Below are 26,945 nucleotides of genomic sequence, written 5' to 3' on the forward strand. Positions count from 1 at the left end.
GTTGTCGCCGCCTGCAGCGGCGTTTACAAATCATACCCCACCCCAAACCCCTCCCTCAGGGAGGGACTTTGTGCCGCTCCGCGGCAAAATGAACGCTAACGAACGCCTTATGAATTACACAATCGCCAATATCCGCATCTCCCTGCCCGACACCTGCGCGGGAGCGCATTTCACCCGGGCCCTGCACCCGTTCCGGACGGCGGAGCCCGGCCCAGCGGACCTCGCGCTGGAGATCGTCCCCCGGATTCCGAACGAAGCCGGCTACCGCGAACTCTACCGCTTCGACTTCACCGATGCCGACGCCGACTGCCGCTTCGGGCGCGACGACGCAGGTTACCTGCTCGAAATAGCGCCCCGCGACGGCTCCGCCCCGGCCCGCTTCCGCACGGCATACGGCTCAACACAGGCCGCGAGCGACTTCACCCCGCGCCACAACCCGGCGTTGCTGCGCTTCGGATTGTGGACGCTCTACAACATCGCCGCCGTCGGCCGCAAAGCCGTGGCTTTCCACTCCTCGGTGATCCGCCACCGCGACCGGGGCGTGCTGTTCCTCGGGGAGTCGGGAACCGGAAAAAGCACCCACACGCGGCTGTGGCGGGAGCATATCCCCGGCGCCGAACTGCTCAACGACGACAGTCCGATCATCAGCGCCGGCGACGACGCCCCGCAGGTCTGGGGATCGCCGTGGAGCGGCAAAACGCCCTGCTACCGCAACGAGCACCTGCCCATCGCGGCCATCGTGCGGCTCTCGCAGGCCCCGCACAACCGCATCCGCCGCCTGCGCCCGATCGAGGCCATCGGAGCCCTGCTGCCCTCGGCGCCCCCGGCTTTCAGCCACGACGAACGGTTGCAGGACGATGTCTGCACCCTGCTCTCGCGGGTGATCGAAAGCGTCCCGGTCTACCACCTCGAATGCCTGCCCGACGCCGACGCGGCCCGGCTTTCCTGCCAAACCGTCTTCGGAGAATGAATATCTCGGACAACAGCACCGTCTTCGGATTCGTCCGCGACCTGCTGCTCGAAGGGCAGGCCGTCGACGTGCGCGTGATGGGCCAGAGCATGCTCCCGTTCTTCCGCAGCGGCAGCCGCATCCGCCTGCGCCCGCTGCGGCCCGGCCGCTGCGGCCCGGCGACCTCGTCCGCGGGCACGTCGTGCTGGGCGAGACCGACGCCGGGAATTTCGTCGTGCACCGCATCATTCGCGCCGAAACGTCGCACATCGTCCTGCTGGGCGACGGCAACGTCGCCGGCACGGAGACCATCCCCCGGGAGCGGATTTACGGAATCGTGGACTGCGGGCGCCTCCACCTGCTGCTGGCGCGCATCTGGCTGTGGATGCGCCCCGTACGGAAATACCCGCTGTGGTTCCTGCGGAGAATCTGCCGCAAATAGGCACAAAAACAAAAACCGCAAGGAGGCGGGACAATTTCCGGTCAGTGCAGTACAGGTGTCGTGCATCGTGAAAAATCCCCGGATGGGTAGTACCGGAGTACGTCCCATTCGGGGATTTAAGCGATGTGCGGCAGATGCGCCGCAATTATCGGAAACTACTCGCCCAAGGCGAAACGCTTGTATGCAACAACCGTAGCGTCCTTGTCGGCCTTGTGGATGAACTCGGCGATCGTCTCCTTCTCGCCTACCACCGGCTGAGCCAGCAGCGTGTTCTCCTCGAAGAACTTGCGCATCTTGCCCTCGGCGATCTTCTCCAGAATGGCCTCGGGTTTGTTGGCGTTCTTGGGGTCCTGCTTCATGGCCTCCACGGCGATCTTGCGCTCGTGCTCCACGACCTCTGCGGGGCAGTCCGCCTCGGAGATCGAGACGGGAGCCATGGCCGTAGCCTGCATGGTCACGGTGTGAGCCACCTCGGCGGGAATCTCCTTGCTGAAGCCCAGAATCGTACCCAGCTTCTTGTTGAAGTGCACATATGCAGCGCAGTAGGGAGCCTCGATGCGGCCATAATATGCCAGCTCGATCTTCTCACCCGTCTGACCCGACTTCTCGGTCACCATCTCCTCGACGGTATGGCCTTCGTCGTTCTTCGTAGCCAGCAGAGCGTCGCGGTCGGCAGCATCGTTCTTCACGGCAACCTCCAGCATGGCCTCAGCCGAAGCGGTATACTCGGCATTCTGGGCCACGAAGTCGGTTTCGCACGCCAAGCAGAGGATGTAAGCCTTCCGGCCTACGACCTTCGTCACGACGACACCCTCGGTAGCGGTGCGGTCGGCGCGCTTGGCAACGACGAGCTTACCCTTCTCGCGGATAATGTCCTGAGCACGCGCAAAGTCGCCTTCAGCCTCGATGAGTGCACTTTTGCAATCCATCATACCGGCACCGGTCATCTTGCGGAGCTTCATTACATCTGCAGCTTTGATTTCCATAATCTTTTCCTTTCTCTTACGGTTCGTAATACAATTATTCTGCCTTTTCCTCGGCAACGGCCTCTGCGACCTCGGCAACAGCCTCGGCTGCTTCAACTGCTTCGGCGGGAGCGGCAGCAGGCTCCTCATACGGAGTCTCGACAGCGGCAACTACCTCTGCCACGGCAGCCTCCTCTGCATCGATCGAAGCCTTCACGGATTTCTTGATGCGGGGCTTGCCCTCCTTCTTAACTACAGCACCCTCGGCGTCAGCCTCCTGTGCTTCCTTCTCCTTCTCGAGTTTGCGCTCCTCGGAGCCCTCGGCGATAGCGGCGCACATGGCTTCGAGGACCACGGCGATCGACTTCGTAGCATCGTCATTTGCAGGGATAACGTAATCAATGTCGGTCGGATCACAACAAGTGTCTACCATTGCAAATACGGGGATGCTGAGGCGCTTGGCCTCCTTCACGGCGTTGGATTCCTTCTGTACGTCAACGACGAACAGAGCGGCCGGAAGACGCGTCAGGTCGGCGATCGAGCCGAGGTTCTTCTCCAGCTTCGCGCGCTGGCGGGCGATCTGGAGTTTCTCGCGCTTGGAGAAATTATCGAACGTGCCGTCGGTGGTCATCTTGTCGATGGTGGCCATTTTCTTGACGGCTTTACGTATGGTGGGGAAGTTTGTCAGCATGCCGCCTGCCCAACGCTCGGTGACGTAAGGCATACCTACGGCTGCCACCTTTTCGGCAACAACGTCCTTGGCTTGTTTTTTGGTGGCTACGAACAGCACGCGGCGACCGCTCTTGGCGATCTGCTTGATGGCTGCAGCAGCCTCATCGATCTTCAGCACGGTCTTGTGCAGGTCGATGATATGGATGCCGTTCTTCTCCATGAAGATGTAAGGAGCCATTTTAGGGTTCCATTTGCGCTTCAGGTGACCGAAGTGCGCACCGGCTTCCAGTAATGTATTAAAATCTGTACGTGACATTTTAATTCAATTCGTTGGTTTAATTTTAATTCTCTTTTCATCAACTCAGGCGGGTAGCGGCCTTGCCGGTCCCCTGAGTTTTCCGCGGCGCGGCAACCTTGAGGTAGTACCGTAATATATATAGGTAATCCGAAAGGTTTGGAAACCGTCGCCGTGCGTTGCCGAAATTCCGGTCGTGCGTATTAACGCTTGCTGAACTGGAACTTGCGACGTGCTCCGGGCTGACCGGGCTTCTTACGCTCAACCTCGCGGGGATCACGCGTGAGGAATCCGGCCTTCTTCAGTACCGGACGCATCTCGGCGTCGATCTCGCACAGTGCGCGTGCGATGCCCAGACGAGCGGCCGAAGCCTGTCCCGTGATACCACCGCCATCGAGGTTGATGACGATGTCGTAATTCTCCACGGTGTTGGTAGCCAGCAGGGGCTGCTTCACCTGATACTGGAGAATTTCGAGCGGGAAGTAAACTTCAAGCGCTTTGCGGTTGATTGTAATCTGACCCTTGCCCGGCTTCACATATACGCGAGCCACAGCGGCCTTGCGACGACCTACGGTGTTTACAACTTCCATAACTCTTACTTAATCTCGTTTAATTTAATGGTCTTCGGGTTCTGTGCGGCGTGGGGATGCTCCTCGCCGGCATACACCTTCAGGTTCGTGAGCAGCTTTTCGCCCAGACGGGTCTTGGGCAGCATGCCTTTGACGGCCTTCTCGATGATGAAGGTCGGTTTCTTGGCCAGATAGTCGGCGGGCGTGGCGAAACGCTGGCCGCCGGGATACCCGGTGTGACGCGTGTAGACCTTGTCGGTCATTTTGTTGCCCGTGAGCTTCACCTTCTCCGCGTTGATGACGATGACGTAGTCACCGCAGTCGACGTGGGGTGTGTAGCTGGGCTTGTTCTTGCCTCGGAGGATCTTCGCGATCTGCGATGCAAGACGTCCCAATACCTCGTTCGTAGCGTCGATGACGACCCACTCCTTGGTCACCGTCGATGCATTGGCCGAGATAGTCTTGTAGCTTAATGAATCCACTTTCGTTTACGTTTAATTTAACTTATTGTAATCCGTTTCCCGCACTTTGCGGGTGCGCAAAGGTACGAAAAAGATTTCGAACTGCAAAACCAAATGAAAATCAAAATCGTAAACAACGCAAAAAAAGCCGCAACCGCCCCGTATTCAGGGAAGTTGCGGCTTTCATCAATGTCCGGAAACGCTGTCAGGGCCGGGTCGTATAGCTGCCCGACGAGGGACCGAATTCCGGTTTCTGCCCCGCCGCCGGCTTTTCCGGGACCCGGAAATCGACCGGAAGCGTATATTTCACCCGCACGGGCACGTCGTTCTTGCTGCCGGGGGTCCATTTGGGCGACCCGGCCAGCGCCCGCACCACCTCCCGCGAGAGGATCGGGTCGGGCGACCGGATGATCCGCACCGACGAGACCGTGCCGTCGCTCTCGACAACGAACGAAACCAGCACACGGCCCTGAATGCCCGCTTCGAGAGCCTCGCGCGGAAATTTCACCGCCTGCGTCACCCATCTGCGGAATTCCGCAAGGCCGCCGTTCTCGAATCGGGGCATCGCGTCGAGCGAATCGGGGCTCTCCCCGAAATCTTCCTCGCGCCCGAAAGCGAGTATCTGCGAAATCCGGAAGCGGACCTTCTCGCCGCCCGCCACGGCGGGCGTCCACAGCGGAGATTTGTCGACGGCCAGACGGACCAGTTTGGCAAATCCCGACTGCTCCTCGGGGGCGCTCACTTTGATGCCGCTCATCGTGCCGTCGCGCTCGATGATGAACCGCACGTTGACCCGCACCCGGGGCACGGCGGCGCCGGGGTCCAGCAGGCTGTCCACCTGCCGGAACACCCACTCCCGGAAGACTCCGGGCGAGCCGCCGCAGAACCGCGGCAGGCTGTCGGCGCTGGTATAGGCCGTATTGTCTTCGGAATAAAGTCCGTTCGGGCCGCGCAGCAACAGCAGGTCGAAACGCAGCCGGAAATCGGTGCTGCGCTTCTGTCCGTCGGTACCCGCGGGGGTCCACAAAGGCGACGAAGCGATCGTCCGCTGAATCCGGTAGGCGAAATCGGGATCGCTGAAGCGGGTGGTTTCCACCTCGCGCACCTTGCCTTTGCCGTTCACGGAGAACGACACCTCGACCCATCCCTCGTCCCCGCTAAGGAACGTCTTGTCGGGAAACTCCACGTTGCGGAGCACCCAATGCTTAAAGTCGATCAATCCGCCGCCCTGAAATTTCGGCAGCGACGCCCCGACAGGGGATTTCGCCCCCGGCAACTGGAGATTGAAATCGATCGGAATGGAGAGTTTCACCCGCACGGGACGTCCGTCCAACTGCCCGGGAGCCCAGCGGGGCGACCGGCGCACGACGAACAGCGCCGCCTCGGAGAGCGTCGGATCGGGCGACGTCAGCACCTCGGCGTTCGAAACCCGGCCGTCCGCTTCGACGACGAAACTCACCACCACATGCCCTTCGATACCGTAGATGACCGCCTCGCGGGGATAGCGCAAATGCTCCTGCACCCAGCGGCAGAACTCGAGCGTCCCGCCCCCGTTGAACGAAGGCATCGGGTCGGCCAGCAGGTAGGGTTCGGCCGTCAGGGTGTCGATCAGCGGCGGGCCTTCCGCAATTTCAACCGAACGTTCGGCGGCGGCAGCCGTATGGAGCGCCGCAAAAGCCGCTATCAGCAGGATCAACCGTTTCATCGCAAAAGAGGTTTAGTGATGGAGTCGTGTAAATATAGCAAAAAAAGCCGCCGTCAGCAATTCACGGCGCAAAAAATTGGGCCCCGGAAAATTCCGGAGCCCGAATCGTCAGAACTGCGTGATCTGGGACCCGCCCATCCGGGAGGGGTTGGCCGGGCGTCCGTCGCCGCGGTACTCACGGCCGGCCGGAATCCGGAAATCGACGGGAATCGTGTATTTGACCCTTACGGTCTTGCCTTTCTGCTGTCCCGGCGTCCATTTGGGTGAACGTCCGAGCACTCTGAGCACCTCCCGCGAGAACTCCGCTTCGGGAGATTGCAGGATTTTCACGTCCGACAACGATCCGTCCCGGTTGATGATGAAAGTCGCCACGACACGCCCTTCGATACCCTGTTTATACATATCGGCGGGATATTTCACATTGAGTTTCACCCAGTCGCGGAACGTATTGAAATCGCCGCCCCGGAACGTCGGCATCTGTTCCACGATCAGAAAAGCATCATCCTCATCTTTAGGCGAATCGGCCTTCGCCCGTTCGGCCGCCTTGCCGAAAAGCAGTTGCACCCAAGCCTGAATACGGACCTTTTCGCCCTGCATAACGGCAGGGGTCCAACGGGGAACCGAATCGAGTGCCTTTCCGATCCGTTCGACCAGCCATGCCGGAACCCGGTCATCTACCGACAAGTTGGTTATCGAACCGTCTTTCTCGATCACAAGGCGCAGGGACGCGCGTACATCGATCAGCTCACCGTCAGGGTCCCGGTCGCCGACCCGTTCAGCAATCCATTCCCTGAATTTCACCGGACCGCCCCCTTCGAACGTCGGCATCGTGTCGGCTTTTCTGTAAGGAAAATGGTCTTCGGCATACAACTTTCCGTCCGTCCCGCGGCGAAGCACGATCTCCATCTGCAACCGCTCCCTGACATCGGGAGCTCCGCCTTTCCGGGCAGTCCATCCGGTCGATTCGCGCACGATGCGGAGCACCTCCCCGTCCAACGAATCGTCTCCGGAGGATTTTTCCACCTCCACATCCTTCACTTTGCCGTTTTTCGCCACCCGGAATGCCAGAGTAAGCCGAAAAATATCTCCTTCCTGATACCAGTCCCCGGAAAAAGTCAGATTATTCCGCACATACCGGCTGAAGGTGAACATATCCCCGCCCTGAAAAGAAACGGGCTCCCCCGAAAGGGTCTGTCTGCCATCTGTCCGGGATGAGGCTGTAACGGATATGGCCGCGGTCACGGCCAACAGGAAAAGAAGAATTCGGTTCATAAGACAAGTAAGGTTTAGACTTTTTAAAAATACGAATTTTTCCCTGTGAAACAAAAAAAGCCGGAAACAAATCCGGCTTTTTACAAAAATCAGGTTCGGTTATCCGAGGAACGAGAGCAGAATACCCGCGGCAACTGCCGAGCCTACCACGCCGGCCACATTGGGACCCATGGCGTGCATCAGCAGGAAGTTCGACGGATCGGCCTTCTGACCCTCGGTCTGCGACACGCGGGCGGCCATCGGCACGGCCGAAACGCCTGCCGAACCGATCAGCGGGTTGATCTTGTTCCCCTCCTTCGAGAAGAAGTTCATCACCTTGGCCAGCAGCACACCGCCGGCAGTACCCATGCCGAAAGCGATCACGCCCAGCAGGAGGATAAAGAGCGTCCGGGGATTGAGGAACGCCTCGGCCGTAGCCGTAGCGCCCACCGTGAGGCCGAGGAAGATCACGACGATGTTCATCAGCTCGTTCTGCACGGTCTTCGACAGACGGTCCACCACGCCGCACTCCTTCATCAGGTTGCCCAGCATCAGACAGCCCACCAGCGGCGTGGCCGACGGCAGCAGCAGGGCGATGATGACAGTGATAATCAGCGGGAAGAGAATCTTCTCGGTCTTCGACACCGGACGCAACTGGCGCATCTTGATCTTGCGCTCCTTCTCGGTGGTCAGCGCACGCATGATGGGCGGCTGGATCACCGGCACGAGGGCCATGTAGGAATAGGCGGCCACGGCGATCGGGCCCAGCAACTCGGGCGCGAGGATCGCGGTGAGATAGATCGACGTAGGACCGTCGGCGCCGCCGATGATACCGATCGAACCGGCCTCCGAGGGCGAGAATCCCAGCGCATAGGCGCCGATGAACGTGAGGAAGATACCGATCTGCGCCGCAGCTCCCAGCAGGAAGCTCTTGGGATTGGCGATCAGCGGACCGAAATCGGTCATGGCGCCCACGCCTACGAAGATAAGGCAGGGGTATACGCCGAGCTTCACGCCCAGATAGAGGTAGTCCAGCAGTCCGGCCTGCGCCACGAAGATATCCCAGTGGACATGCCCCCCGGCGAAGAGCTCGGTGTGGTAGAGATTGGCTCCGGGAAGGTTCGTCAGCAGCATGCCGAACGCGATGGTCAGCAGCAGCAGCGGCTCGAACTTATGCTTGATGGCCAGATAGAGCAGGAAGAAGGCCACGCAGATCATGACCAGACTGCCCCACCCCATGTTGGCGAAGAGGCCGGCGACGCCGGTCGACTCGACAAAGGTTTCCAGACTTTCCAGCACGAAATTGGAGCCGGAAGTCAATGCACTCCACATAAGCCTACTCGATTACGATTAAAACGTCACCTTCCATTACCGTAGCGCCCTGCTGCACGAGGACCTGCTTGACAACGCCGCCGCGGTCCGCGTCGATGTTGTTCTCCATCTTCATGGCCTCGAGCACGACGAGCGTCTGTCCCGCAGCGATCGTATCGCCGGCAGCGACCTTCACGCTCAGCACGGTGCCCGGGAGGGGGCATTTCACGCTGTAGCCCGAAGAAGGGGCGGCAGCGGCGATGCGCGGCGAAGGCGTCGCCGAGCTGGGGGTGATCATGGCGCTGTTGGCCGACTTGGGAGCCGGAGCGACCTGCGGACGGGACACCGAGGTGGTTTTAGCCCCTTCGATCTCGACTTCGTAATCCACGCCGTTCACCACGACATGAGCCACCGTCGAGGTCTCGTTTACGTTGTCGATCTGGACGTTATAATTATGTCCGTTGATTTTCAGTGAGTAATCTTTCATTTTCTTGTTTAGGTTATTTCCGGTCGGGAAGCTGGGTTAAACCGTGAATTTTCGAATTCCAGGGCGAATAGGCCCGCTTGATGTTGAGAATGGTCAGCACTTCGGATTCGCGGTCGTGCAGGGCGCCCTTGTAGATCTTGAGCGCCGTAGCGATCGCGGCGATCTCCTCGGGGCTGATCATCGGCTGGGCGTCGACCTTCTTGCCGGTCTCGGGACGCACCCGGAAGCAGGCACCGAAACCCTTCATGATGAAGATCAGCGCCACCAGCAGGACGAACACCAGACTGAATCCGATCAGCGACACCCAGAGTATCTCCGACCATCCCCAGTTCATTGCTTGCAGTATCATAAGCTATCGGTCTTTACAGGGGAATGTTCGAATGTTTCTTGGCCGGGTTTTGCAGACGCTTGGTAGCCAGCGACTGCAGGGCGCGGATCACGCGGAAACGCGTGTTGCGCGGCTCGATCACGTCGTCGATGTAACCGTAGCGGGCGGCGTTGTAGGGGTTGGAGAACTTGTCGTTGTACTCCTTCTCCTTCTCGGCCACGAACTTGGCTTTCTCCTCGGGATCGGTGATCGCGGCGACCTCCTTGCCGTAGAGCACCTCGACGGCGCCGCTGGCGCCCATCACGGCGATCTCGGCCGTCGGCCATGCGTAGTTGATATCGCCGCGGATATGCTTCGACGACATCACGATATAGGCGCCTCCGTAAGCCTTGCGCAGCGTCACCGTAACCTTCGGCACCGTAGCCTCGCAGTAGGCGAACAGCAGCTTGGCGCCGTGGGTGATCACACCGCCGTACTCCTGCGTCGTGCCCGGCAGGAAGCCCGGAACGTCCACCAAGGTGACGATCGCAATGTTGAAGGCGTCGCAGAAACGGATGAAACGCGCGGCCTTGCGGCTGGCGTTGATGTCCAGCACACCGGCCATGTACTTGGGCTGGTTGGCGATGATGCCCACCGACTGTCCGTTGAAGCGGGCGAAGCAGGTGATGATGTTCTTGGCATAACCGGCAGCCGACTCGAGGTACTCGCCGTTGTCGACGATGGCCTTGATGACCTCGGCCATGTCGTAGGGCTTGTTGGCGCTGTCGGGGATGATGTCGTTGAGCGAATCCTCCAGACGGGTGATCTTGTCCGTGCAGACGGCCAGCGGAGCATCCTCCATGTTGTTCTGCGGCATGTAGGAAATCAGCTTCTTGATCAGCTCGATACCCTCCTCCTCGGTGTCGACGGCGAACTGCGCCACGCCCGACTTGGTGGTGTGCATCGTGGCGCCGCCCAACTGCTCCTGCGTCACGTCCTCGCCCGTCACGGTCTTCACGACCTTCGGACCCGTGAGGAACATGTTCGAGGTCTCCTTCTTCATGATGATGAAGTCAGTCAGCGCGGGCGAATAGACCGCCCCTCCGGCGCAGGGGCCGAAGATGGCCGAAATCTGCGGGATGACACCCGACGACATCACGTTGCGCTGGAAAATGTTGGCATAACCGGCCAGCGCGTTGACGCCCTCCTGAATGCGTGCGCCGCCCGAATCGTTCATGCCGATGCAGGGTGCGCCGTTGCGCATGGCCATATCCATGACCTTGCAGATCTTGTCGGACATCGACAGCGACAGCGAACCGGCCGTCACGGTGAAATCCTGTGCGAAGACGTAGACCAGACGTCCGTCGATCGTTCCGTACCCCGTCACCACGCCGTCGCCGAAGGTGTGCTTCTTCTCCATGCCGAAATCGTAGCAGCGGTGGGTCACAAACATATCGAACTCCTCGAACGATCCTTCGTCGAGGAGCATCTGAATACGTTCGCGGGCCGTGTACTTGCCCTTGTCGTGCTGTTTGTCGATCGCCTTCTGGCCGCCGCCCATGCGGGCCGTTTCGCGGTTCTCGATCAGTTGGTTGATCTTATCCTGAATTTGGCTCATATCTCTTATTTGTTTTTGTTTTCGCAAAGCTCCGTCAAAATGCCCTGAGTCGATTTGGGGTGCAGGAAAGCGATGGTCATGCCCTCGGCTCCCTTGCGCGGGGTCTTGTCGATCAGGCGGATGCCCTTGGCCTCGGCGTCGGCAAGCTGCTCCTCGATGTTCTCACAGGCCAGAGCCATGTGATGGATGCCTACGCCGCGGTTCTCGATGTACTTGGCGATCGTCGACTCCTCCGAAGTGGGCTCCAGCAGTTCGATCTTGGTCTGCCCCAGCATGAAGAACGCCGTGCGGACCTTCTGGTCGGCAACCTCTTCGATGGCGTAGCACTTAAGGCCCAACACGTTTTCCCAGTAGGGAATTGCTTCATCGAGACTCTTCACGGCGATGCCAAGATGCTCGATATGAGAAACTTTCATAGCAACAATTAAATTTAAGTTAGTAAATATTTATGTGTACTTTCGGTCGTTGTTATTTTGCGAACACAAAGATAGACGAATCTTTCAGAACCGCCAAAATTCGGCGGACTTTTTTTGGCAATAACTTTAGGTTCGAAATTCGCCCGATGTGTCCGAAAAGGCGGTTCGCCCCGGCGGAGCCTCCGGCGGCTTGCGGTTCGAAAGCCGGAGTTACAGGGATGTGTAAATATCCATCAGCCGCTGGGCCACGGCGTATTCGGAGAAAAGCTCCGCACGGCGGCGTTCGCGCCGGCGCATCGCCTGCCGCCACGACTCGTCGCAGAGGGCGTTCTCCAAGGCGGCGACGACCTCGCCCGGCGCCTCGGGATCGACATAGACGGCGGCATCCCCGGCGGCCTCGCGGTTGAGCCGCGTGTCGCTCAGCATCATCGGAAGCCCCGCACGCAGCGCCTCGACCACCGGCACGATCGACGCCTCGGCCCGGGCATCGGGCAGGTAGGCGAAGACCCGCGCCAGCCGGAACAGCGCCGGAAGGTCCGCGGGCGTCAGTTCATAGATGAAATCCACCCGCGTCGCCAAGTGCCGTTTGCGGGCATAGTTCAGCAGGAAATCCGAATAGACCGTGCGGCGGCCGCAGATGACCACCCCGGCCGTGGATTCCGTGGCCGGCAGCGCATCCAGCACAGCCTCGTGGTTGTGGTGCGGTTCGACCGTCCCGAGCATCAGTATAAACGACTCAGGCAGACCATACTTGCGCCGCGTGTGTTCAAGTTCCGCTTGAACCGGCGGTTCCTGCGGCACGCGGGCCGCGAGCGGCATCATGACCTCGATCTTCGAAGGGTCGATGCTCAGCCGCTCCGACAGTTCCTCGCGGGCCGGAGTGCTGACCGTGATGACCCGCTGCGCCTGCCGCAGGGCCCGGCGGTAGAGGCGCAGGGCGATAATCCGCTCGGAGAGGGTGTAGAGGTGCGGGTAGCGCAGGAAGTTGAGGTTGGGGACGGTCATCACCGCCGGGACGCGCCCCAGATGAACGGAGAGCGGCAGCGAGGAGCTGAAGCCGTGGTAGAGGTCGACACGCCCACGATGCTTTGCGTCAACGACATATTCGTGCTCCGGAGCGTAATGCGCCAGCACCTTGGCAAGGTGTTGGAAGTAACTGCCCCGGGACGAAACCGGGGCCGTATCGAGTCCTATTTTCATAACTTGTTCCTGAAAAATTGTTCCATATGGTAAATAATTGCTATCTTTATCGAATAAAACAAGGCTCTCTTATGAAGAAAGTGCTTCTCATCCTGTCGTTTGCGACGGTATCGGCTTTCGGCGGCGCCGCGGCCCAGAACGTCGTGCTCGGCGATCGCGTTCCCGAGCTCAAGGCCCAGAAATGGCTCGACGACCGTCAGCCCGCAGCCGCTCCGGCGACCTACATCGAGTTTTTCCACTCCTCGAATCCCGCCTGCGTCACCTCGCTCGACAAGCTGAAGAAAATGACGGGCAAATTAGGGACCAAACTGCGTGTGATCGTCGTCACGAAAGAAGATACCGCGAAAATCGCCTCCCTGCTCCGGCCCTACCTCTCGCGGCAGATCTCCGTGGTGCTCGGCGCCGAGAAGGGATTCACGGCCTTCGGCGTCACCTATGTGCCGTTCGGCGTGCTGACCGATGCCAAGAACCGCGCGGTATGGATGGGCAACTCGCTGCAATTCAATGAAAAACTGATCGAACAATCAACCAAGTAACGTTCCATGTCATTCACCAAGATAGACCACTACGAAAAAGAGTACGCGGACACGCACCACGACACGGCCCTCAACGTCACGGAAGGCGTTGAGGACCAGCCCATAGTAAGCCCTTACTTCAAGCGTCGCAAGAAGCGCGCGCTCTCGACCGGGGAGTATGTCGCGGGCATCCTCGCGGGCAATATCACCACCCTCTCGCAGGCCATCACGCTGGTCGAATCGTCCAACCCGGCGCACTATGCGCAGGCGCAGGAGATCATCGAGGCGTGTCTGCCCCACGCCGGAAAATCGGTCCGCATCGGCATCACGGGCGTTCCGGGGGCCGGCAAGTCCACGTTCATCGAAGCCATCGGCAACATGGTCGTCGGGCTGCGCCACAAACTCGCGGTGCTGGCCATCGACCCCTCGTCGGAGCGCAGCGGCGGCTCGATCCTCGGCGACAAGACCCGCATGGAGAGCATCTGCAACAACCCCGACGTCTTCGTGCGCCCCTCCCCCTCGGCAGGGTCGCTGGGCGGCGTGGCCCGCAAGACCCGCGAGACGATCGTGCTGTGCGAAGCCGCCGGGTTCGACGTCATCTTCATCGAAACGGTGGGCGTCGGGCAGTCGGAGACCGCCGTGCATTCGATGGTCGACCTCTTTATGTTATTGCAAATTTCGGGCGCAGGCGACGAGTTGCAGGGTATCAAGCGCGGCATTATGGAGATGGCCGACCTGATGGTCATCACCAAGGCCGACGGCGAGAACATCCACAAAGCGGAGCTGGCCCAGACGCAGTTCCAAGGCGCCCTGAGGCTTTTTCCGGTGCCCGAATCGGGCTGGCGGCCCAAGGTCTACACCTCGTCGGCCGTGACCAAGGCGGGTCTGGAGGAGGTCTGGAAGGGCGTCGAGGAGTATCTCGACCACATCGAGAAAAACGGCTATTTCCAGCACAACCGCAACCGGCAGAACAAATACTGGATGTACGAGACGATCAACGAGGCGCTGCGCGGGAGTTTCTACCACAATCCGGCCGTCGAGGCCCGCATCGGAGAGTATGAGACACGCGTGCTGGAGGACAGGATTTCGTCGTTCATTGCCGCCAAGGAGCTGCTGGAGATCTACTTCGACAAGAAACCCAAGCCTTAGACAAACTTCGGCATACGGCAAAAAATCCCCGCAGAAAAAAATCTGCGGGGATTTTAAATTGTCCGTCAGGCGTGCTGGTGTTCGGGATGCTCTTCCACATAAACCGCGCGCAGACGCCCGGCGAGTTCCGGGACGCCCTCGGCGGCGTGTTTGCGGATCACCTCCAGCGGATTGCGGATGCCCCGGATGGCCGGGCGGCCCGGATCGACGACGTAAACCGGAATTTCGGGCCGGATGCACCGCACGAGCGACGCGGCGGGATAGACCGCCAGCGACGTGCCTATCACCACGAAGATATCGGCTTCGGCGGCAAGCGCCGAAGCGCGCTCGAACTCGGGAACCGGTTCGCCGAAAAAGACGATATGCGGGCGCAGCAGCGAGCCGTCGGGAGCCACGTCGTCGAAACCCTGCTCGATGCCGTCGAACGGCACGATGAGCGACGGATCGTCCGAAGAGCGCAGTTTGGTGAGTTCGCCGTGGAGGTGGAGGATATGTGTCGAACCGGCACGTTCGTGCAGGTTGTCGACATTCTGGGTGATGACCTGAACATCGAAATCGCGTTCCAGAGCGGCAATGGCCCGGTGTGCGGGATTGGGTTCCGCGGAGAGCATTTCGCGGCGGCGGTCGTTGTAGAAACGGATCACACCCCGGCGGTTAAAGTCCAGCGCCTCGGGGATACAGACCTCCTCGATCTTGTAATTGCCCCACGTTCCGTCGGAGTCGCGGAACGTCGCAAGGCCGCTGTCGGCGCTGACACCGGCGCCGGTAAAGACAACGAGTTTTTTCATGGCATGGATAGTTACGCAGGGGTAAAGATACGAAAATTATGGCATAGTTCATGCAAGATTCAGCCCATGTAAACCAAAAACAAAATTTTTTACACCATGAATCAGCAAAAACACAACACCGAGGACACCCTGACAGACATTTTCGGATCGAAAGAGATGCGTTCGCCGGCTCCGACGGAATTCATCCCCAAGGACAAGACGGCCCCCGAAATCGCCTATCAGCTGGTCAAGGACGAGACCTATCCCCAGACCCAGCCACGGCTGAATCTGGCAACCTTCGTGACGACCTACATGGACGACTACGCCACGCGTCTGATGAACGAGGCCATCAACATCAACTACATCGACGAAACGGAATACCCGCGCGTAGCGGTGATGTGCGGACGCTGTCTGAATATCGTCGCCAACATGTGGAACACCCCCGAGAAAGCCGAATGGAAAACCGGCGCGCTGGGCATCGGTTCGTCCGAAGCCTGCATGCTGGGCGGTGTGGCCGCATGGCTGCGCTGGCGCAACCGCCGCAAGGCCGCCGGCAAACCCTTCGACAAACCCAACCTCGTCATGAGCACCGGATTTCAGGTCGTGTGGGAGAAGTTCTGCCAACTGTGGCAGATCGAGATGCGCACCGTGCCCCTGACCCTCGACAAGCCCACGCTCGACATCGAGGAGGCCCTGAAGGTCTGCGACGAGAACACCATCTGCATCGTGCCCATCGCCGGCGTGACTTGGACGGGTCTCGACGACGATATCGAAGGGCTGGACAAGGCACTCGACGCCTACAACCAGAAGACCGGCTATGAAATTCCGATCCACGTCGACGCAGCGTCGGGCGGTTTCATCCTGCCGTTCCTCCGCCCCGAGAAGAAGTGGGATTTCCGCCTCAAATGGGTGCTGTCGATCTCCACGTCGGGCCACAAGTACGGACTGGTTTACCCGGGACTCGGATGGGTCGTATGGAAAGACAAGAAATACCTGCCCGATGAAATGTCGTTCTCGGTCAACTACCTCGGCGCCAACATCACGCAGGTGGGCCTGAACTTCTCGCGCCCGGCGGCGCAGATCCTCGGCCAGTATTACAACTTCATCCGTCTGGGATTCGAGGGCTACCGCGAGATTCAGCAGAACTCGATGGACATCGCCCAGTACTGCCACCAGCAGATCGGCAAGATGCCGTGCTTCCGGAACTACGCCAAGGAGGTCGTCAACCCGCTGTTCATCTGGATGATGGACCCCGAGTACGACAAGAAGGCCAAATGGACGCTGTTCGACCTGCAGGCCGCATTGCAGCAGAGCGGCTGGATGGTTCCGGCCTACACCATGCCCAAGAACATCGACGATATGATTGTCATGCGCATCGTGGTGCGTCAGGGCATGTCGCGCGACATGGCGGACATGCTGCTGGGCGATATCAAAAATGCCGTGGCAGAGTTCGAGAAACTCCAGTACCCCACCCCCTCGCGCATCAAGTACGAGAACAAGGAACACCAGAAGGGCAAGGTTTATACGCATTAATCAATGCTGGAAATCTCCGGCAAACGGTCCCGCTTCATTTTCCAAAGCGGGGCCGTTTTCTTGTGCCCTGCCATACGGCGAATTCCGATGCCAAACAGGACAATATCCGCGCATTCGAAAACTTGCCGAAAGCAAAAAAATCCGTATCTTTAACGCGTTTTTACCCGACGCGTGTGATTATGACAGAAACCTTTACTATCTTCCTGATCGTCATGGCCCTGCTGGCCGGCGTGGTTTTCGCCGCGCTCCATTTCTTCGAAGCCGGATACGGCTACCTCTTCGACCGCCGCTACGGGCCTCCCGTGCCGAACCGGATCGGATGGGTGCTGATGGAGTCCCCGGTCTTCGTGCTGATGTGCGTGCTGTGGGCCTCGTCCGAGCGGATGTGGCAGGCCGGGCCGCTGGCGCTGTTCCTGCTCTTTCAGGCCCACTACCTCCAACGGGCCTTCATCTTCCCGCTGCTGATCCGCGGCAAGGGCAAAATGCCCCTCGGCATCGTACTGATGGGCATGACGTTCAACACCCTCAACGCCCTGATGCAGGGCGGATGGATTTTCTACGTCTCGCCCGCGGATTATTACGCCGGATGGTTTTCGCAGCCCTACATCTACATCGGCGGAGCGCTGTTCATCGCCGGCATGACCGTAAACCTCCATTCCGACCACATCATCCGCAACCTGCGGAAGCCCGGCGACACGCGCCACTACATCCCCCGCGGCGGCATGTTCCGCTACGTCTCGTCGGCCAACTATTTCGGCGAGCTGATGGAATGGGTGGGATTCGCCATCGCCTCGTGGTCGTGGGCCGGAGCGGTCTTCGCGTGGTGGACCTTCGCCAACCTCGCACCCCGCGCCGCGTCGCTGCGCCGCCGTTACGAACAGGAGTTCGGCGAGGAATTCACCCGACTCCGCCGAAAACGCATCATACCCTTCATCTATTAACCGCCTTAAAAGGCGGATTTAGGTTGCGGACGGTCTGTCACAACGTTTTTCACCCAGCTCTGCGCCCCAACTGTTTAACTTCCAACTTTTAATATAAAATGTCTTCCCTTTTCACCCCTTATAAGTTAGGCCCCGTCACGCTGCGCAACCGCACGATCCGTTCGGCGGCCTTCGAGTCGATGGGCAAGGACTTCGGCCCCACGCAGCAACTCAAGGATTACCACGTCGCCGTGGCCCGCGGAGGCGTGGGCATGACCACGCTGGCCTATGCCGCCGTATGCCGCAGCGGTCTGTCGTTCAACAAGCAGTTGTGGCTGCGCCCCGAGATCGTCCCGGGGCTGCGCGACATCACCGACGCCGTACACCGCGAGGGAGCCGCCGCAGCCATCCAGATCGGCCATTGCGGCAACATGACCCACTGGACCACCGCCGGGCAGATGCCCATCGGCGCCTCGACGGGATTCAACCTATACGCCTACACGCCCGTCCGGGGGATGAAGAAACGCGAGATCGAACAGGTCGCGCGGGATTTCGGCACGGCGGTGCGCACGGCCCACGACGCCGGATTCGACTCCGTGGAGGTGCACGCCGGGCACGGCTACCTCATCTCGCAGTTCCTATCGCCCTACACCAACCACCGCCGCGACGAGTACGGCGGATCGCTGGAAAACCGCATGCGCTTCATGCGCATGTGTCTGGGCGAGGCGGTCGAGGCGGCCCGGGCGTGCGGCATGGCCATCACCGTGAAACACAACATGTACGACGGTTTCAAAGGGGGCATCGAGATTCCCGAAAGCATCGAGATCGCCAAGGTCATCGAATCGTTCGGCGTGGACGGCATCGTCCTCTCGGGCGGATTCGTCTCGAAGGCTCCGATGGCCGTGATGCGGGGACTGATCCCGATATACACGATGAGCTACTACTCGCCGCTGTGGCTGCGCTACTTCATCCGCTGGTGCGGGCCCTTTATGATAAAACAGTTCCCCTTCGAAGAGTGCTACTTTCTGGAGGACGCCAAAAAGTTCCGCGCCGAGCTGAAAGGGCCGCTCATCTATGTCGGGGGACTCGTCAGCCGCGAGGGCATCGACCGGGCGCTGGACGCCGGGTTCGAACTGGTGCAGATGGCCCGGGCGCTGGTGAACGACCCGTCGTTCGTCGACAAGCTCCGCGCGGGCGACGCCTCGACGCGCAGCGCCTGCGACCACCGCAACTACTGCATCGCGCGGATGTACTCCGTGGACATGAAGTGCTGCAAGGATTGCCCCGACCTGCCGCGAAAGATCGTCGAGGAATTAAAACGTCTGCCTTAAGATGAAACGCGGAGAAGTCACACCGGGAAGCGCCCGGGCGCTCGTCACGGGCGCCGGATCGGGCATCGGGCGCTGCTATGCCCTGCGGCTGGCGGCGCTGGGCTACGACCTCGTACTGGCGGGCAACCGCCGCGAACCGCTGGAGGCGGTGCGCAGCGAGATTCTCGCCGCTGCGAATCGCTGCGACGTGCGCATCGTCGAGATCGACCTCGCACGCGTGGAGGCCGCCGCGGAACTCTGGGACGCCGTGGGGCGCGAAGGGGTCGCAATCGACGTACTGATAAACAACGCCGGGATTTTCTCGTTCCGCGACATCCTCGCCACGCCGCCCGAGCGCATCGAACGCATCCTGCTCCTGCACACCCTCACGAACACCCAGTTGTGCCGTCTGGCGGCCGCCGACATGGTGCGCCGCGGCTGCCGGGGGCATATTCTCAACATGTCCTCCTACTCGCTGTGGATGCCCTTTCCGGGGCTGTCGCTGTACAGCGCGTCGAAAGCCTACCTGCGGTCGTTCTCGGTAGCGTTCTCGAAGGAGGTCGAGGAGCACGGCATCCGCGTCACGGCGGTCTGTCCGGCGGGCGTCGCCACGGACCTCTACGGGCTGACACCCCGCTGGCAGCGCATCGGCAAGCGTCTCGGGGTGCTCATCACCGCCGACTCGTGCGCCCGGCGCGGGCTCAGGGCCCTGTGGCGGGGACGCCGGTGCATCGTCCCCGACTGGTGGAACCGCGCATGGATACCCCTTTGCAAGGTACTGCCGATGTGGGTATTACGGCCGATACGGAAGTTTACAATGAAATTTCAAAAATAGGTCTTTGAGTTATACCCGTTAACCGCGGCCTCCGTCCGCGGAGACTTATGTACTTTTTTCCGCAAAAAGTACCAAAAACTCCCCGACAGATGCCTCCGCCTACGACGAACCGTCTAACGCTGGCTCCGGGCGACTATTCGCGGGGGCGCACGCGCCCCGTCCCCTCCGCTCGCGCTTTTAGTCGGTCCGTCGTTTTACGGCTCCGGCATCGAGTCGGGATCAACCATCGCATTAGATAATAAAAGATAAAAAACAAAATATGGAAAAGATCAAAAATGTAGTCTTCGACCTCGGAGGAGTTCTCGTGGGTCTGGATTTCGACCGCTGCACGGCGGCATTCCGCAGTCTCGGCATGGACGCCGTGGCGCGGATCATAAGCCCCTACTACCCCGCCGAGATGATCGGACGCCTCGAACACGGCGACATCTCGTTCCACGAAGCCTGCGACCGGATGCGGGAACTCGCGGGAACCCCGGAGGTCACCGACGACGAGATCGCTTGGGCCTACGGGGAGTTCCTGACGGAAATACCCGTCGAAAAGCTCCGCCGGATCGACGCCCTGCGCGAAAAAGGCATCCGCACCTATGTCCTCTCGAACAACAACCCTGCGTCGATGGAGTGCATCCGGCAAATGTTCACGGCCGACGGCAAGACGATGGAGGAGTACTTCGACGCCGTGTACCTCTCCTATGAACTGCACGAACTGAAGCCCTCGGAAGCCATTTTCCGCAAGATGATCGCCGCCGGGGGCATGCGCCCCGAAGAGACGCTCTTCATCGACGACGGACAGAAGAACGTCGAAGCGGCCCGCGAGCTGGGCTTCTCGGTCTACATGCCCGCCCCCGGGGAGGATTTCGGGCACATCCTTGAAAACCTGAACCGTTATGAAGAAAATCTATAAGATACTCCTGATTACGCTGGCCGTACTGATCGTACTGGTGCTGGCCGTGGCCATCGCCGCGTCGCCCGTGGCAAAGAGCTACATCGAGAAGCACGACCGCGAGTTGCTGGGCCGCTCGATCCGCATGGAGCGGCTGCGCATGAACATCTTCACGGGACGCCTGCGCGTCGAGGGGCTGAAGATCGGCGGCAGCGACGACTCGACGACGTTCTTCGCACTCGACAGTTTCGACATGCGCATGCGCATCCTGCCGCTGCTGTCGAGCCGCGTCACGGTGAAGCACATCACCCTCGCGGGGCTCGACGTGAAGGTCTACCAGCGGGGCAGCGCGTTCAGCTTCGACGACATCATCGCGCACTTCGCATCGGACACCACGGCCGTTACGGAACCCGCGGAGCCCTCCGACCCGTGGGAGATCGGGATTTACAACATCGCCATCCGCAACGGGCATCTCTTCTACAAGGACCTCGAACTCGACGCCACATGGGGGCTCAACGACATCAACCTCCAAATTCCGGGCGTCTACTTCGGCGGCGAAAAGACCGACGTGGGCGCCGTGCTGAACTTCGCCGAGGGCGGTTCGCTCTCCACGAGCGTCGCCTACGACATCGACACCTCGGAGTTCGACATCGGGCTGAAACTCGACGGACTGGCGCTGACGGGCATGCTCCCCTATTTCCGCCAATGGCTCGACATCGGGGCCGTCGAGGGACGCCTCTCGGCCGACGTGCGGCTGCGGGGCAACACCGAGCATCTGCTGGCCCTGCGCACCGAAGGCACGGCCTCACTTGCGCAGTTCGCGCTGAAAGACCTGCGCCAGCAGCCCGTGGCCGGGGTCGACACGCTGGGCGTGAAACTCGCCGAGGGCGATCTGGGACAGATGCGTTTCCGCTTCGACCGCCTCTACGTCGGGGGATTCTCGCTTGCGGCCGAACTCACGCCCGAGGGCGACAACATTTCGGCGCTGATGAAATCCTCGTCCGAAAGTCCGGAACAGCCCGTCGAAACGACGTCGGAGGCCCCCGCAGGGTCCGCTCCGGTGTTGCAGATCGCCGATCTGGAGATCACCGGCGGCAAGGTCTCGTTCCGCGACCTGACGATGGCCAAACCTTTCGAATACGTCATCAGTGAAATCCGCATGCGGAGCCGCGATTTCGACCCCTCGAAGCGCAACAACCTGCAGGTCGACGCCCGGATGCAGCGCACCGGATCGGCGAAACTCCGCTGGGAGGGAACGCTCGACGACCTGAACAACCAGAACATCACGCTCTCGCTGTCGAACCTCAATCTGAAAGACTTCACGCCCTACTGCGAGCATTTCACGGCCTACCCCATCACGGGCGGCAACCTCACCTTCCGCAGTCAGAACGTCATCCGCAACCGCTATCTCGACGGCACGAACCACCTCGACGCCTTCGAGCCCAAGGTGGACAAGAAACGCAAGGAGCTGAAACCCGAAATGAACATCCCGCTCAAGCTGGGGCTCTATGTGCTCCGGGACAAGAAGGGCCATGTGAAGATGGACCTCCCGGTGGGCGGCAACCTCGACTCGCCGGAGTTCTCCTACCGCAAAATCGTGCTGAAAGCCATCGGCAACGTGCTGCTCAAGGTGGTGACGGCGCCTTTCTCGTTCCTCTCGGGCGGCAACAAGGACCTCGAATACATCGCCCTCGACCCGGCGCAGTATGCCTTTACGTCGGAGCAGTACGCTTCGTTCGACCAGATCGCCCAGATGCTCAAGGACAAACCCGAGATGCAGATCGCGTTGACCCAGCGCATCAACCTCGCCCGGGCCCTGCCCGCACAGAGCGTCAACGTCCTGCGTCTGGCCTACCACAACAGCCTCGCGGCGGCCGACTCGACCGGGCAGCGGCCCCGGCTCTCGATGCTCGAATACGAAAAACTCCAGCAGATCGACATCCGCCTCCCGGCCGTCGGAGCATTCGCCGACTCGCTGCTCGCCCTGCGCGGCATCTCCCCGCAGGGGATGTCGCCCAATGCCAAGGCGCTGGCCCTCTACCGCGACGATGCCCTCCGCCTGCTGCGGCGGATGATGGCTTCGCGCGACAAGGCCCTCGGGGAGTACATGCTCACCACCCACGGCGTACAGGCCCCGGCATTCCGGCTCCAGCCGATGGATTCGGCAGCCCTGACGACCTATGCGGGCCGCGACCGTTACACCATCGCTCTGGGTCTCGACGGCGAGACCATCGAGATCGGCGACGACACGGCGGATGCGGATTCCGGGGATTCGGCCCCGGCTGCGATCCCGGCGGACAGCACGTCCGTTCCGGCACCCGCCGCCACCGCCCCGGCTGCGGACACTACGATTCCGGAAGCCCCCGCGGAAAGCCCGGCGACGGATTCCACTGCCTCCGGACCCGAAACCCCTCCGGGCGTCTGAGCGGCGGCCCGGAACAAGGATCGGCACGCCCCGCGCTTTTCGCGGCAAAAGTTTGCCGGAACGGAAAAAAGCGGTTATATTTGCACCCCGGAACCGCTGAGGTTCCCCCGACCGGAAAAGTCCGGGGATGATTCCCAAGGAATCATTCGCAGGCTTCAGGGCCGGGAACGACGGGGTGTAGCGCAGTCCGGTTAGCGCACCTGCTTTGGGAGCAGGGGGTCGTGGGTTCGAATCCCGCTACCCCGACGAAACTCGAAAATCCTTTGCCTGTCGGCAAAGGATTTTTTTGTGGGCATGACGGTTATCGCAAACGAAGGCGGGCAATCCGGTCCCCGCCGGGGCAGAAATGCCGGCAGGGGCACAAATTTTCCGGAAATAATTTTGACTTTTCGGATTTTCGGCTTATCTTTGTGCGCTCTTAAAACGATAAGAGTACTTGTTCGGGGTGTAGCGCAGTCCGGTTAGCGCGCCAGCTTCGGGAGTTGGAGGTCGCTGGTTCGAATCCAGTCTCCCCGACAAAAAGAGAAATCCTTTGCCAATTGGCAAAGGATTTTTTTGTGGACACGACGAAAGTCCGCAACTTGTTGCAGGACTGACGACGGGGAGACAAAAAGAAATCTCCGAAGGAGGATTTCGTCGATTTTTGTATACCCTATCAAGGGCCTCCACGGGAAAGCGGAGCACGGTTATCGTGAGCCAAGGCGAGCGATGCGACGCAATCCGGTCTCCCCGACAATATCTGACAGATAATCTCTTTTTATTATTTCAGCCGCTTGTAGTGGCAATAGAGCAACTCTCCGTCGTCGCCGCGCAGGTGCATGCCCCCGCCCAGACAGTAGCGGAACATCCGGCAGTCGGCGCAGGGGCCTTTGCGGGCCCATTCGCGGTCGCGGAACGGCTCGAAGCGGTTCTGCCACACATCCCAGAATTTGTCTTGATAGATATTCCCCTGATGGTAGTTGGCGCGGATCGACGTGCAGCCTGAAATGGCGCCGTCGACGCGGATCGAAGCCACCGAGATGCCCGCCGCACACTGGTAAAACTGGTCGCGGACCTCGGCTTCGTAGCCGCCCAGAAACCCTTCGCAGGCATAGCTGGCATCGATCCGGCCCTCGCGGCGGGTCCGGCGGATGAAATCCAGCATTTCTCGGAACTCGGCGTCGGTCATCCGCAGCGTCGGGTCGTCCTTGGCCCGGCCCATCGGGAAGATCGAGAAGAGCCGCCAGTGGCGCACCCCCTCGGCGATCAGCATATCGCGGAAAGCCTCCAACTGCGGGACCATCGCTCCCGTGACGCAGGTCACCACGTCGTACGACAGCGACGGTTCGCGCACGACCATCCGCACGGCGTCCAGCGCGCGGTCGTAACTGCGGGCATGGCCGCGGATGTAGTTGTGCTCGCGTTCGAAGCCGTCGAGACTCACCGAAACCGATCGCAAACCGGCATCCAACAGCCGCCGGAACCGCTCCGGGGTCAGGGCCATGCCGTTGGTCACCATGCCCCACGGATAACCGCGTCGCGTGACCTCGGCGCCCGCCTCCTCCAAATCCGCGCGGACCAGCACCTCGCCGCCCGAGAAGATGATAAGCACGTCGGCAGGATCGACGTGGGGCGTAACCTCCTCGTCGAGGACTTTCAGGAAATCGGCCAGCGGCATGTCGGCCACACCGGGGTCCACGCGGCAGTCGCTGCCGCAATGACGGCACGCGAGGTTGCAGCGCAGCGTACACTCCCAGAAAAGCGTATCGAGACGGTGTTCACGCACCGTCGAAACATAGAGATCGGAAAAAATATCGAGGGCCAGTCGTTTGCGAAGCCCCAGCCGGCAGCCGGGCATGGCCTACTCCCCGGACGGCGTTGAAGCCTCCTCGCGGGGCTGTTCCGTAACCGGGGGCAGCGAATCGGGCTGCTGGCGCTCCATGCGCTTGATGCGGACGCTGTCGGAAACCCGCACGCCGTACATCACGACGATGCGGGGATTGGACGAACCGGACTCGACCTTCACGCCGGAAGCCCCGTCCTTATCTTTGGGCGCGTTCTTCACCGACGAGCAGGCCGCGGAGAATCCCAGAAGGGCCGCCAGTGCAATTTTCAGTTTTCTGTTCATAACGCCAAGCTGTTAGACATTCAGAGGGCAAAGATAGCGCAAGCCGGGCGCAGAGCCGTCTGCGACTGTGCCGAGGCGCAGCCTATCCAAGCCGAAGTTCACCTTCGGCAAAGATAAGAAATTTCCGCCGAAGACGAAAAAACATGTCAAAAAGTTTTGAAAACCAATGTTTTTTATCTTACTTTGCTGACGTATTAACACTTAATTCTCTATTTTATGACAGGTAAGGTAAAATGGTTCGATGGCAAAAAAGGCTACGGATTCATTACGGCGGAGAACGGCAAAGAGATTTTCGTACATTTCTCGGGAATCGTGAAGGATGGTTTCAAGTCACTCAACGAAGGTCAGGCCGTCGAGTTCGAAATTGGCACGGGTGCCAAGGGCGAGCAGGCCATTAACGTAAATGTAGTTGAGTAAACTATAATTACCGGCATCAAAAGGGGGCTTCCTGCAAGAGGGAGGCCCCCTTTTTCGCGGACTGTCCCCAAGGTTCGAAATAAACCCCGTTTCTTGGACGGGTTCTTGCCTGTTTGAAAAATAAATCGTACTTTTGGGCGGCTAAAACCGAAATCAGGTTCAAAACACAATAAACCCAACACACCATGAAAGAAGCAATCGCAATTCTGACCGGCGGCGGACCGGCTCCCGGCATGAACACCGTGGTAGGCAGCGTCGCCAAAACGTTCCTGCGCAAAGGCTATCGCGTGATCGGCCTGCATGAAGGCTACACGGGACTGTTCAACCCCTCGCCCCGTACCGTGGATATCGACTACCCGATGGCCGACGGCATCTTCAATCAGGGCGGTTCGTTCCTGCAGATGAGCCGGTTCAAACCCAAGGATTCGGATTTCGAGAACAACTTCAACCTCAAGTTCTTCACCGACAACAACATCAAACTGCTCGTCACCGTCGGCGGCGACGACACCGCTTCGACGGCCAACCGCATCGCCAAGTTCCTCGAGGCCAAGAAATACCCCATCGCCAACATCCACGTCCCGAAGACCATCGACAACGACCTCCCGCTCCCGAAGGGAACGCCGACGTTCGGTTACGAGTCGGCCAAGGACAAGGGCGCCGTCATCGCCCGCGCCGTCTATGTAGACGCCCGCACGAGCGGCAACTGGTTCGTGCTGGCCGCCATGGGCCGCTCGGCAGGACATCTGGCGTTCGGTATCGGCGAGGCGTGCCACTACCCGATGATCGTCATTCCCGAGATGTTCGACAAGACGGAGATTACCGTCGAGAAGATCGTCAACCTCGTCATTTCGTCGATCATCAAGCGCAAGCTCATGGGTATGGACTACGGTGCTGCCGTGATCTCCGAGGGCGTGTTCCACGCGCTGTCGGACGAGGAGATCCGCAAGAGCGGCATCCACTTCACCTATGACGACCACGGGCATCCCGAGCTGGGCAAGGTGTCGAAAGCACACATCTTCAACGAGATGATCGAGAAGAAGCTCAAGGAGCTGGGCATCAAGGTCAAGAGCCGTCCGGTGGAGCTGGGCTACGAGATTCGCTGCCAGACCCCGATCGCCTACGACCTGACCTACTGCTCGGAGCTGGGTATCGGCGTGCACAAGCTCTTCGCCGAGGGCAAGACGGGCTGCATGGTTTATGTGGATTCGGAGGGCAACGTCTCGCCGCTCTACCTCAAGGACCTGCAGGACCCCACGACGGGCAAGATTCCGCCCCGGCTGGTGGACATCAAGTCGGACAAGTTCACCTCGGTGGTGGAGACCATTCTCAACGCCATCACCCCGGAGGACTACGAAGGCGCCAAGGCTTACGTCAAGAACCCCGAGGAGTACGATTTCCACAAGATCCTGAACTGGAAATAATCCGGCAGCGATCCGATA

General features: G+C 60.2%; 27 protein-coding genes and 2 tRNA genes. 14 read left to right on the plus strand and 15 right to left on the minus strand.

From position 1 onward, the window contains the following. Positions 1-109 precede the first annotated feature (109 nt). Together BN5935_RS13525 and BN5935_RS15600 are read left to right on the plus strand one after the other, a co-directional pair. Entirely contained in the window at positions 110-970 is an 861-nt protein-coding gene (locus BN5935_RS13525) for a hypothetical protein (protein WP_064976564.1), read from the plus strand. Positions 971-1,151: 181 nt separating this feature from the next. Next, the gene (locus BN5935_RS15600) at positions 1,152-1,391 is read left to right on the plus strand and encodes a hypothetical protein (RefSeq protein ID WP_235821117.1); all 240 of its coding nucleotides are present in this window, start codon (positions 1,152-1,154) and stop codon (positions 1,389-1,391) included. A gap of 155 nt (positions 1,392-1,546) precedes the next feature. Here BN5935_RS15600 and tsf read toward each other — a convergent pair whose 3' ends face one another. The 12 genes from tsf to BN5935_RS13590 form a co-directional block, all read right to left on the minus strand. Further along, positions 1,547-2,377: a translation elongation factor Ts gene (tsf, locus tag BN5935_RS13535; protein WP_064976565.1), complete on the minus strand. Its 831-nt coding sequence runs from the start codon at positions 2,375-2,377 to the stop codon at positions 1,547-1,549. A 34-nt stretch (positions 2,378-2,411) separates the two neighbouring features. Further along, entirely contained in the window at positions 2,412-3,344 is a 933-nt protein-coding gene (gene rpsB / locus BN5935_RS13540) for a 30S ribosomal protein S2 (RefSeq protein ID WP_064976566.1), read from the minus strand. Between the two features lie 182 nt (positions 3,345-3,526). Next, positions 3,527-3,913 (minus strand): 30S ribosomal protein S9, encoded by a 387-nt coding sequence (rpsI, locus tag BN5935_RS13545; RefSeq protein ID WP_010260168.1) that lies wholly within the window; start codon positions 3,911-3,913, stop codon positions 3,527-3,529. A gap of 5 nt (positions 3,914-3,918) precedes the next feature. After that, on the minus strand, positions 3,919-4,374 hold the full coding sequence (gene rplM / locus BN5935_RS13550) for a 50S ribosomal protein L13 (protein WP_064976567.1): 456 nt from the start codon (positions 4,372-4,374) through the stop codon (positions 3,919-3,921). A 184-nt stretch (positions 4,375-4,558) separates the two neighbouring features. Further along, the gene (locus tag BN5935_RS13555) at positions 4,559-6,058 is read right to left on the minus strand and encodes a TonB family protein (RefSeq protein WP_064976568.1); all 1,500 of its coding nucleotides are present in this window, start codon (positions 6,056-6,058) and stop codon (positions 4,559-4,561) included. 108 nt (positions 6,059-6,166) lie between these two features. After that, positions 6,167-7,330 carry an energy transducer TonB gene (locus BN5935_RS13560; protein ID WP_082944155.1) on the minus strand — a complete coding sequence of 388 codons (1,164 nt, stop codon included), beginning with the start codon at positions 7,328-7,330 and terminating at the stop codon, positions 6,167-6,169. Positions 7,331-7,429: 99 nt separating this feature from the next. Beyond that, the gene (locus BN5935_RS13565; RefSeq protein WP_064976570.1) at positions 7,430-8,641 is read right to left on the minus strand and encodes a sodium ion-translocating decarboxylase subunit beta; all 1,212 of its coding nucleotides are present in this window, start codon (positions 8,639-8,641) and stop codon (positions 7,430-7,432) included. Positions 8,642-8,645: 4 nt separating this feature from the next. Beyond that, complete coding sequence (locus BN5935_RS13570) at positions 8,646-9,107, minus strand: biotin/lipoyl-containing protein (protein ID WP_064976571.1); 462 nt, start codon at positions 9,105-9,107, stop codon at positions 8,646-8,648. 13 nt (positions 9,108-9,120) lie between these two features. Further along, entirely contained in the window at positions 9,121-9,456 is a 336-nt protein-coding gene (locus BN5935_RS13575; protein ID WP_235821118.1) for an OadG family protein, read from the minus strand. A gap of 13 nt (positions 9,457-9,469) precedes the next feature. Beyond that, a complete protein-coding gene (locus tag BN5935_RS13580) occupies positions 9,470-11,032 on the minus strand; it encodes an acyl-CoA carboxylase subunit beta (protein ID WP_064976573.1) in 1,563 nt (520 codons plus the stop codon). A gap of 5 nt (positions 11,033-11,037) precedes the next feature. Then, entirely contained in the window at positions 11,038-11,448 is a 411-nt protein-coding gene (gene mce / locus BN5935_RS13585) for a methylmalonyl-CoA epimerase (protein WP_064976574.1), read from the minus strand. Positions 11,449-11,658: 210 nt separating this feature from the next. Next, positions 11,659-12,648, minus strand: a complete 990-nt coding sequence (locus tag BN5935_RS13590) for a glycosyltransferase family 4 protein (RefSeq protein WP_064976575.1) — start codon at positions 12,646-12,648, stop codon at positions 11,659-11,661. A 71-nt stretch (positions 12,649-12,719) separates the two neighbouring features. Here BN5935_RS13590 and BN5935_RS13595 point away from each other — a divergent pair, with 71 nt between their 5' ends. Further along, the gene (locus BN5935_RS13595) at positions 12,720-13,184 is read left to right on the plus strand and encodes a hypothetical protein (RefSeq protein WP_064976576.1); all 465 of its coding nucleotides are present in this window, start codon (positions 12,720-12,722) and stop codon (positions 13,182-13,184) included. A 6-nt stretch (positions 13,185-13,190) separates the two neighbouring features. Continuing rightward, the gene (gene meaB, locus BN5935_RS13600; protein WP_064976577.1) at positions 13,191-14,312 is read left to right on the plus strand and encodes a methylmalonyl Co-A mutase-associated GTPase MeaB; all 1,122 of its coding nucleotides are present in this window, start codon (positions 13,191-13,193) and stop codon (positions 14,310-14,312) included. 65 nt (positions 14,313-14,377) lie between these two features. Here meaB and BN5935_RS13605 read toward each other — a convergent pair whose 3' ends face one another. Next, on the minus strand, positions 14,378-15,100 hold the full coding sequence (locus tag BN5935_RS13605) for an SIR2 family NAD-dependent protein deacylase (RefSeq protein WP_064976578.1): 723 nt from the start codon (positions 15,098-15,100) through the stop codon (positions 14,378-14,380). 96 nt (positions 15,101-15,196) lie between these two features. Here BN5935_RS13605 and BN5935_RS13610 point away from each other — a divergent pair, with 96 nt between their 5' ends. From BN5935_RS13610 to BN5935_RS13645, 8 genes are all read left to right on the plus strand, one after another. Then, the gene (locus tag BN5935_RS13610; protein ID WP_064976579.1) at positions 15,197-16,612 is read left to right on the plus strand and encodes a glutamate decarboxylase; all 1,416 of its coding nucleotides are present in this window, start codon (positions 15,197-15,199) and stop codon (positions 16,610-16,612) included. 179 nt (positions 16,613-16,791) lie between these two features. After that, on the plus strand, positions 16,792-17,553 hold the full coding sequence (locus BN5935_RS13615; RefSeq protein WP_064976968.1) for a DUF1295 domain-containing protein: 762 nt from the start codon (positions 16,792-16,794) through the stop codon (positions 17,551-17,553). Between the two features lie 98 nt (positions 17,554-17,651). Further along, on the plus strand, positions 17,652-18,863 hold the full coding sequence (locus BN5935_RS13620) for an NADH:flavin oxidoreductase (protein WP_064976580.1): 1,212 nt from the start codon (positions 17,652-17,654) through the stop codon (positions 18,861-18,863). 1 nt (position 18,864) lies between these two features. Then, entirely contained in the window at positions 18,865-19,677 is an 813-nt protein-coding gene (locus BN5935_RS13625; protein ID WP_064976581.1) for an SDR family NAD(P)-dependent oxidoreductase, read from the plus strand. A gap of 259 nt (positions 19,678-19,936) precedes the next feature. Continuing rightward, on the plus strand, positions 19,937-20,578 hold the full coding sequence (locus tag BN5935_RS13630; RefSeq protein WP_064976582.1) for an HAD family hydrolase: 642 nt from the start codon (positions 19,937-19,939) through the stop codon (positions 20,576-20,578). Further along, the gene (locus tag BN5935_RS13635) at positions 20,562-22,982 is read left to right on the plus strand and encodes a DUF748 domain-containing protein (protein ID WP_064976583.1); all 2,421 of its coding nucleotides are present in this window, start codon (positions 20,562-20,564) and stop codon (positions 22,980-22,982) included. The genes BN5935_RS13630 and BN5935_RS13635 overlap by 17 nt, the downstream gene beginning before the upstream one ends. 171 nt (positions 22,983-23,153) lie before the next feature. Then, a tRNA-Pro gene (locus tag BN5935_RS13640) sits at positions 23,154-23,228 on the plus strand. Between the two features lie 195 nt (positions 23,229-23,423). After that, positions 23,424-23,498, plus strand: a tRNA-Pro gene (locus tag BN5935_RS13645). A gap of 244 nt (positions 23,499-23,742) precedes the next feature. Here the strand turns inward: BN5935_RS13645 and BN5935_RS13650 are convergent. Both BN5935_RS13650 and BN5935_RS13655 read right to left on the minus strand, forming a co-directional pair. Next, the gene (locus BN5935_RS13650) at positions 23,743-24,819 is read right to left on the minus strand and encodes a TIGR04133 family radical SAM/SPASM protein (RefSeq protein WP_064976584.1); all 1,077 of its coding nucleotides are present in this window, start codon (positions 24,817-24,819) and stop codon (positions 23,743-23,745) included. 3 nt (positions 24,820-24,822) lie between these two features. Next, positions 24,823-25,089 carry a hypothetical protein gene (locus BN5935_RS13655; protein ID WP_064976585.1) on the minus strand — a complete coding sequence of 89 codons (267 nt, stop codon included), beginning with the start codon at positions 25,087-25,089 and terminating at the stop codon, positions 24,823-24,825. 216 nt (positions 25,090-25,305) lie between these two features. Between BN5935_RS13655 and BN5935_RS13660 the strand changes: the two genes are divergently transcribed. Then, positions 25,306-25,506 carry a cold-shock protein gene (locus BN5935_RS13660; protein WP_010260251.1) on the plus strand — a complete coding sequence of 67 codons (201 nt, stop codon included), beginning with the start codon at positions 25,306-25,308 and terminating at the stop codon, positions 25,504-25,506. Between the two features lie 185 nt (positions 25,507-25,691). Then, the gene (locus BN5935_RS13665; RefSeq protein ID WP_064976586.1) at positions 25,692-26,927 is read left to right on the plus strand and encodes a 6-phosphofructokinase; all 1,236 of its coding nucleotides are present in this window, start codon (positions 25,692-25,694) and stop codon (positions 26,925-26,927) included. The last annotated feature ends 18 nt before the right edge of the window (positions 26,928-26,945 follow it).

The sequence above is a fragment of the Alistipes provencensis genome (assembly GCF_900083545.1).
Lineage (GTDB): Bacteria > Bacteroidota > Bacteroidia > Bacteroidales > Rikenellaceae > Alistipes > Alistipes provencensis.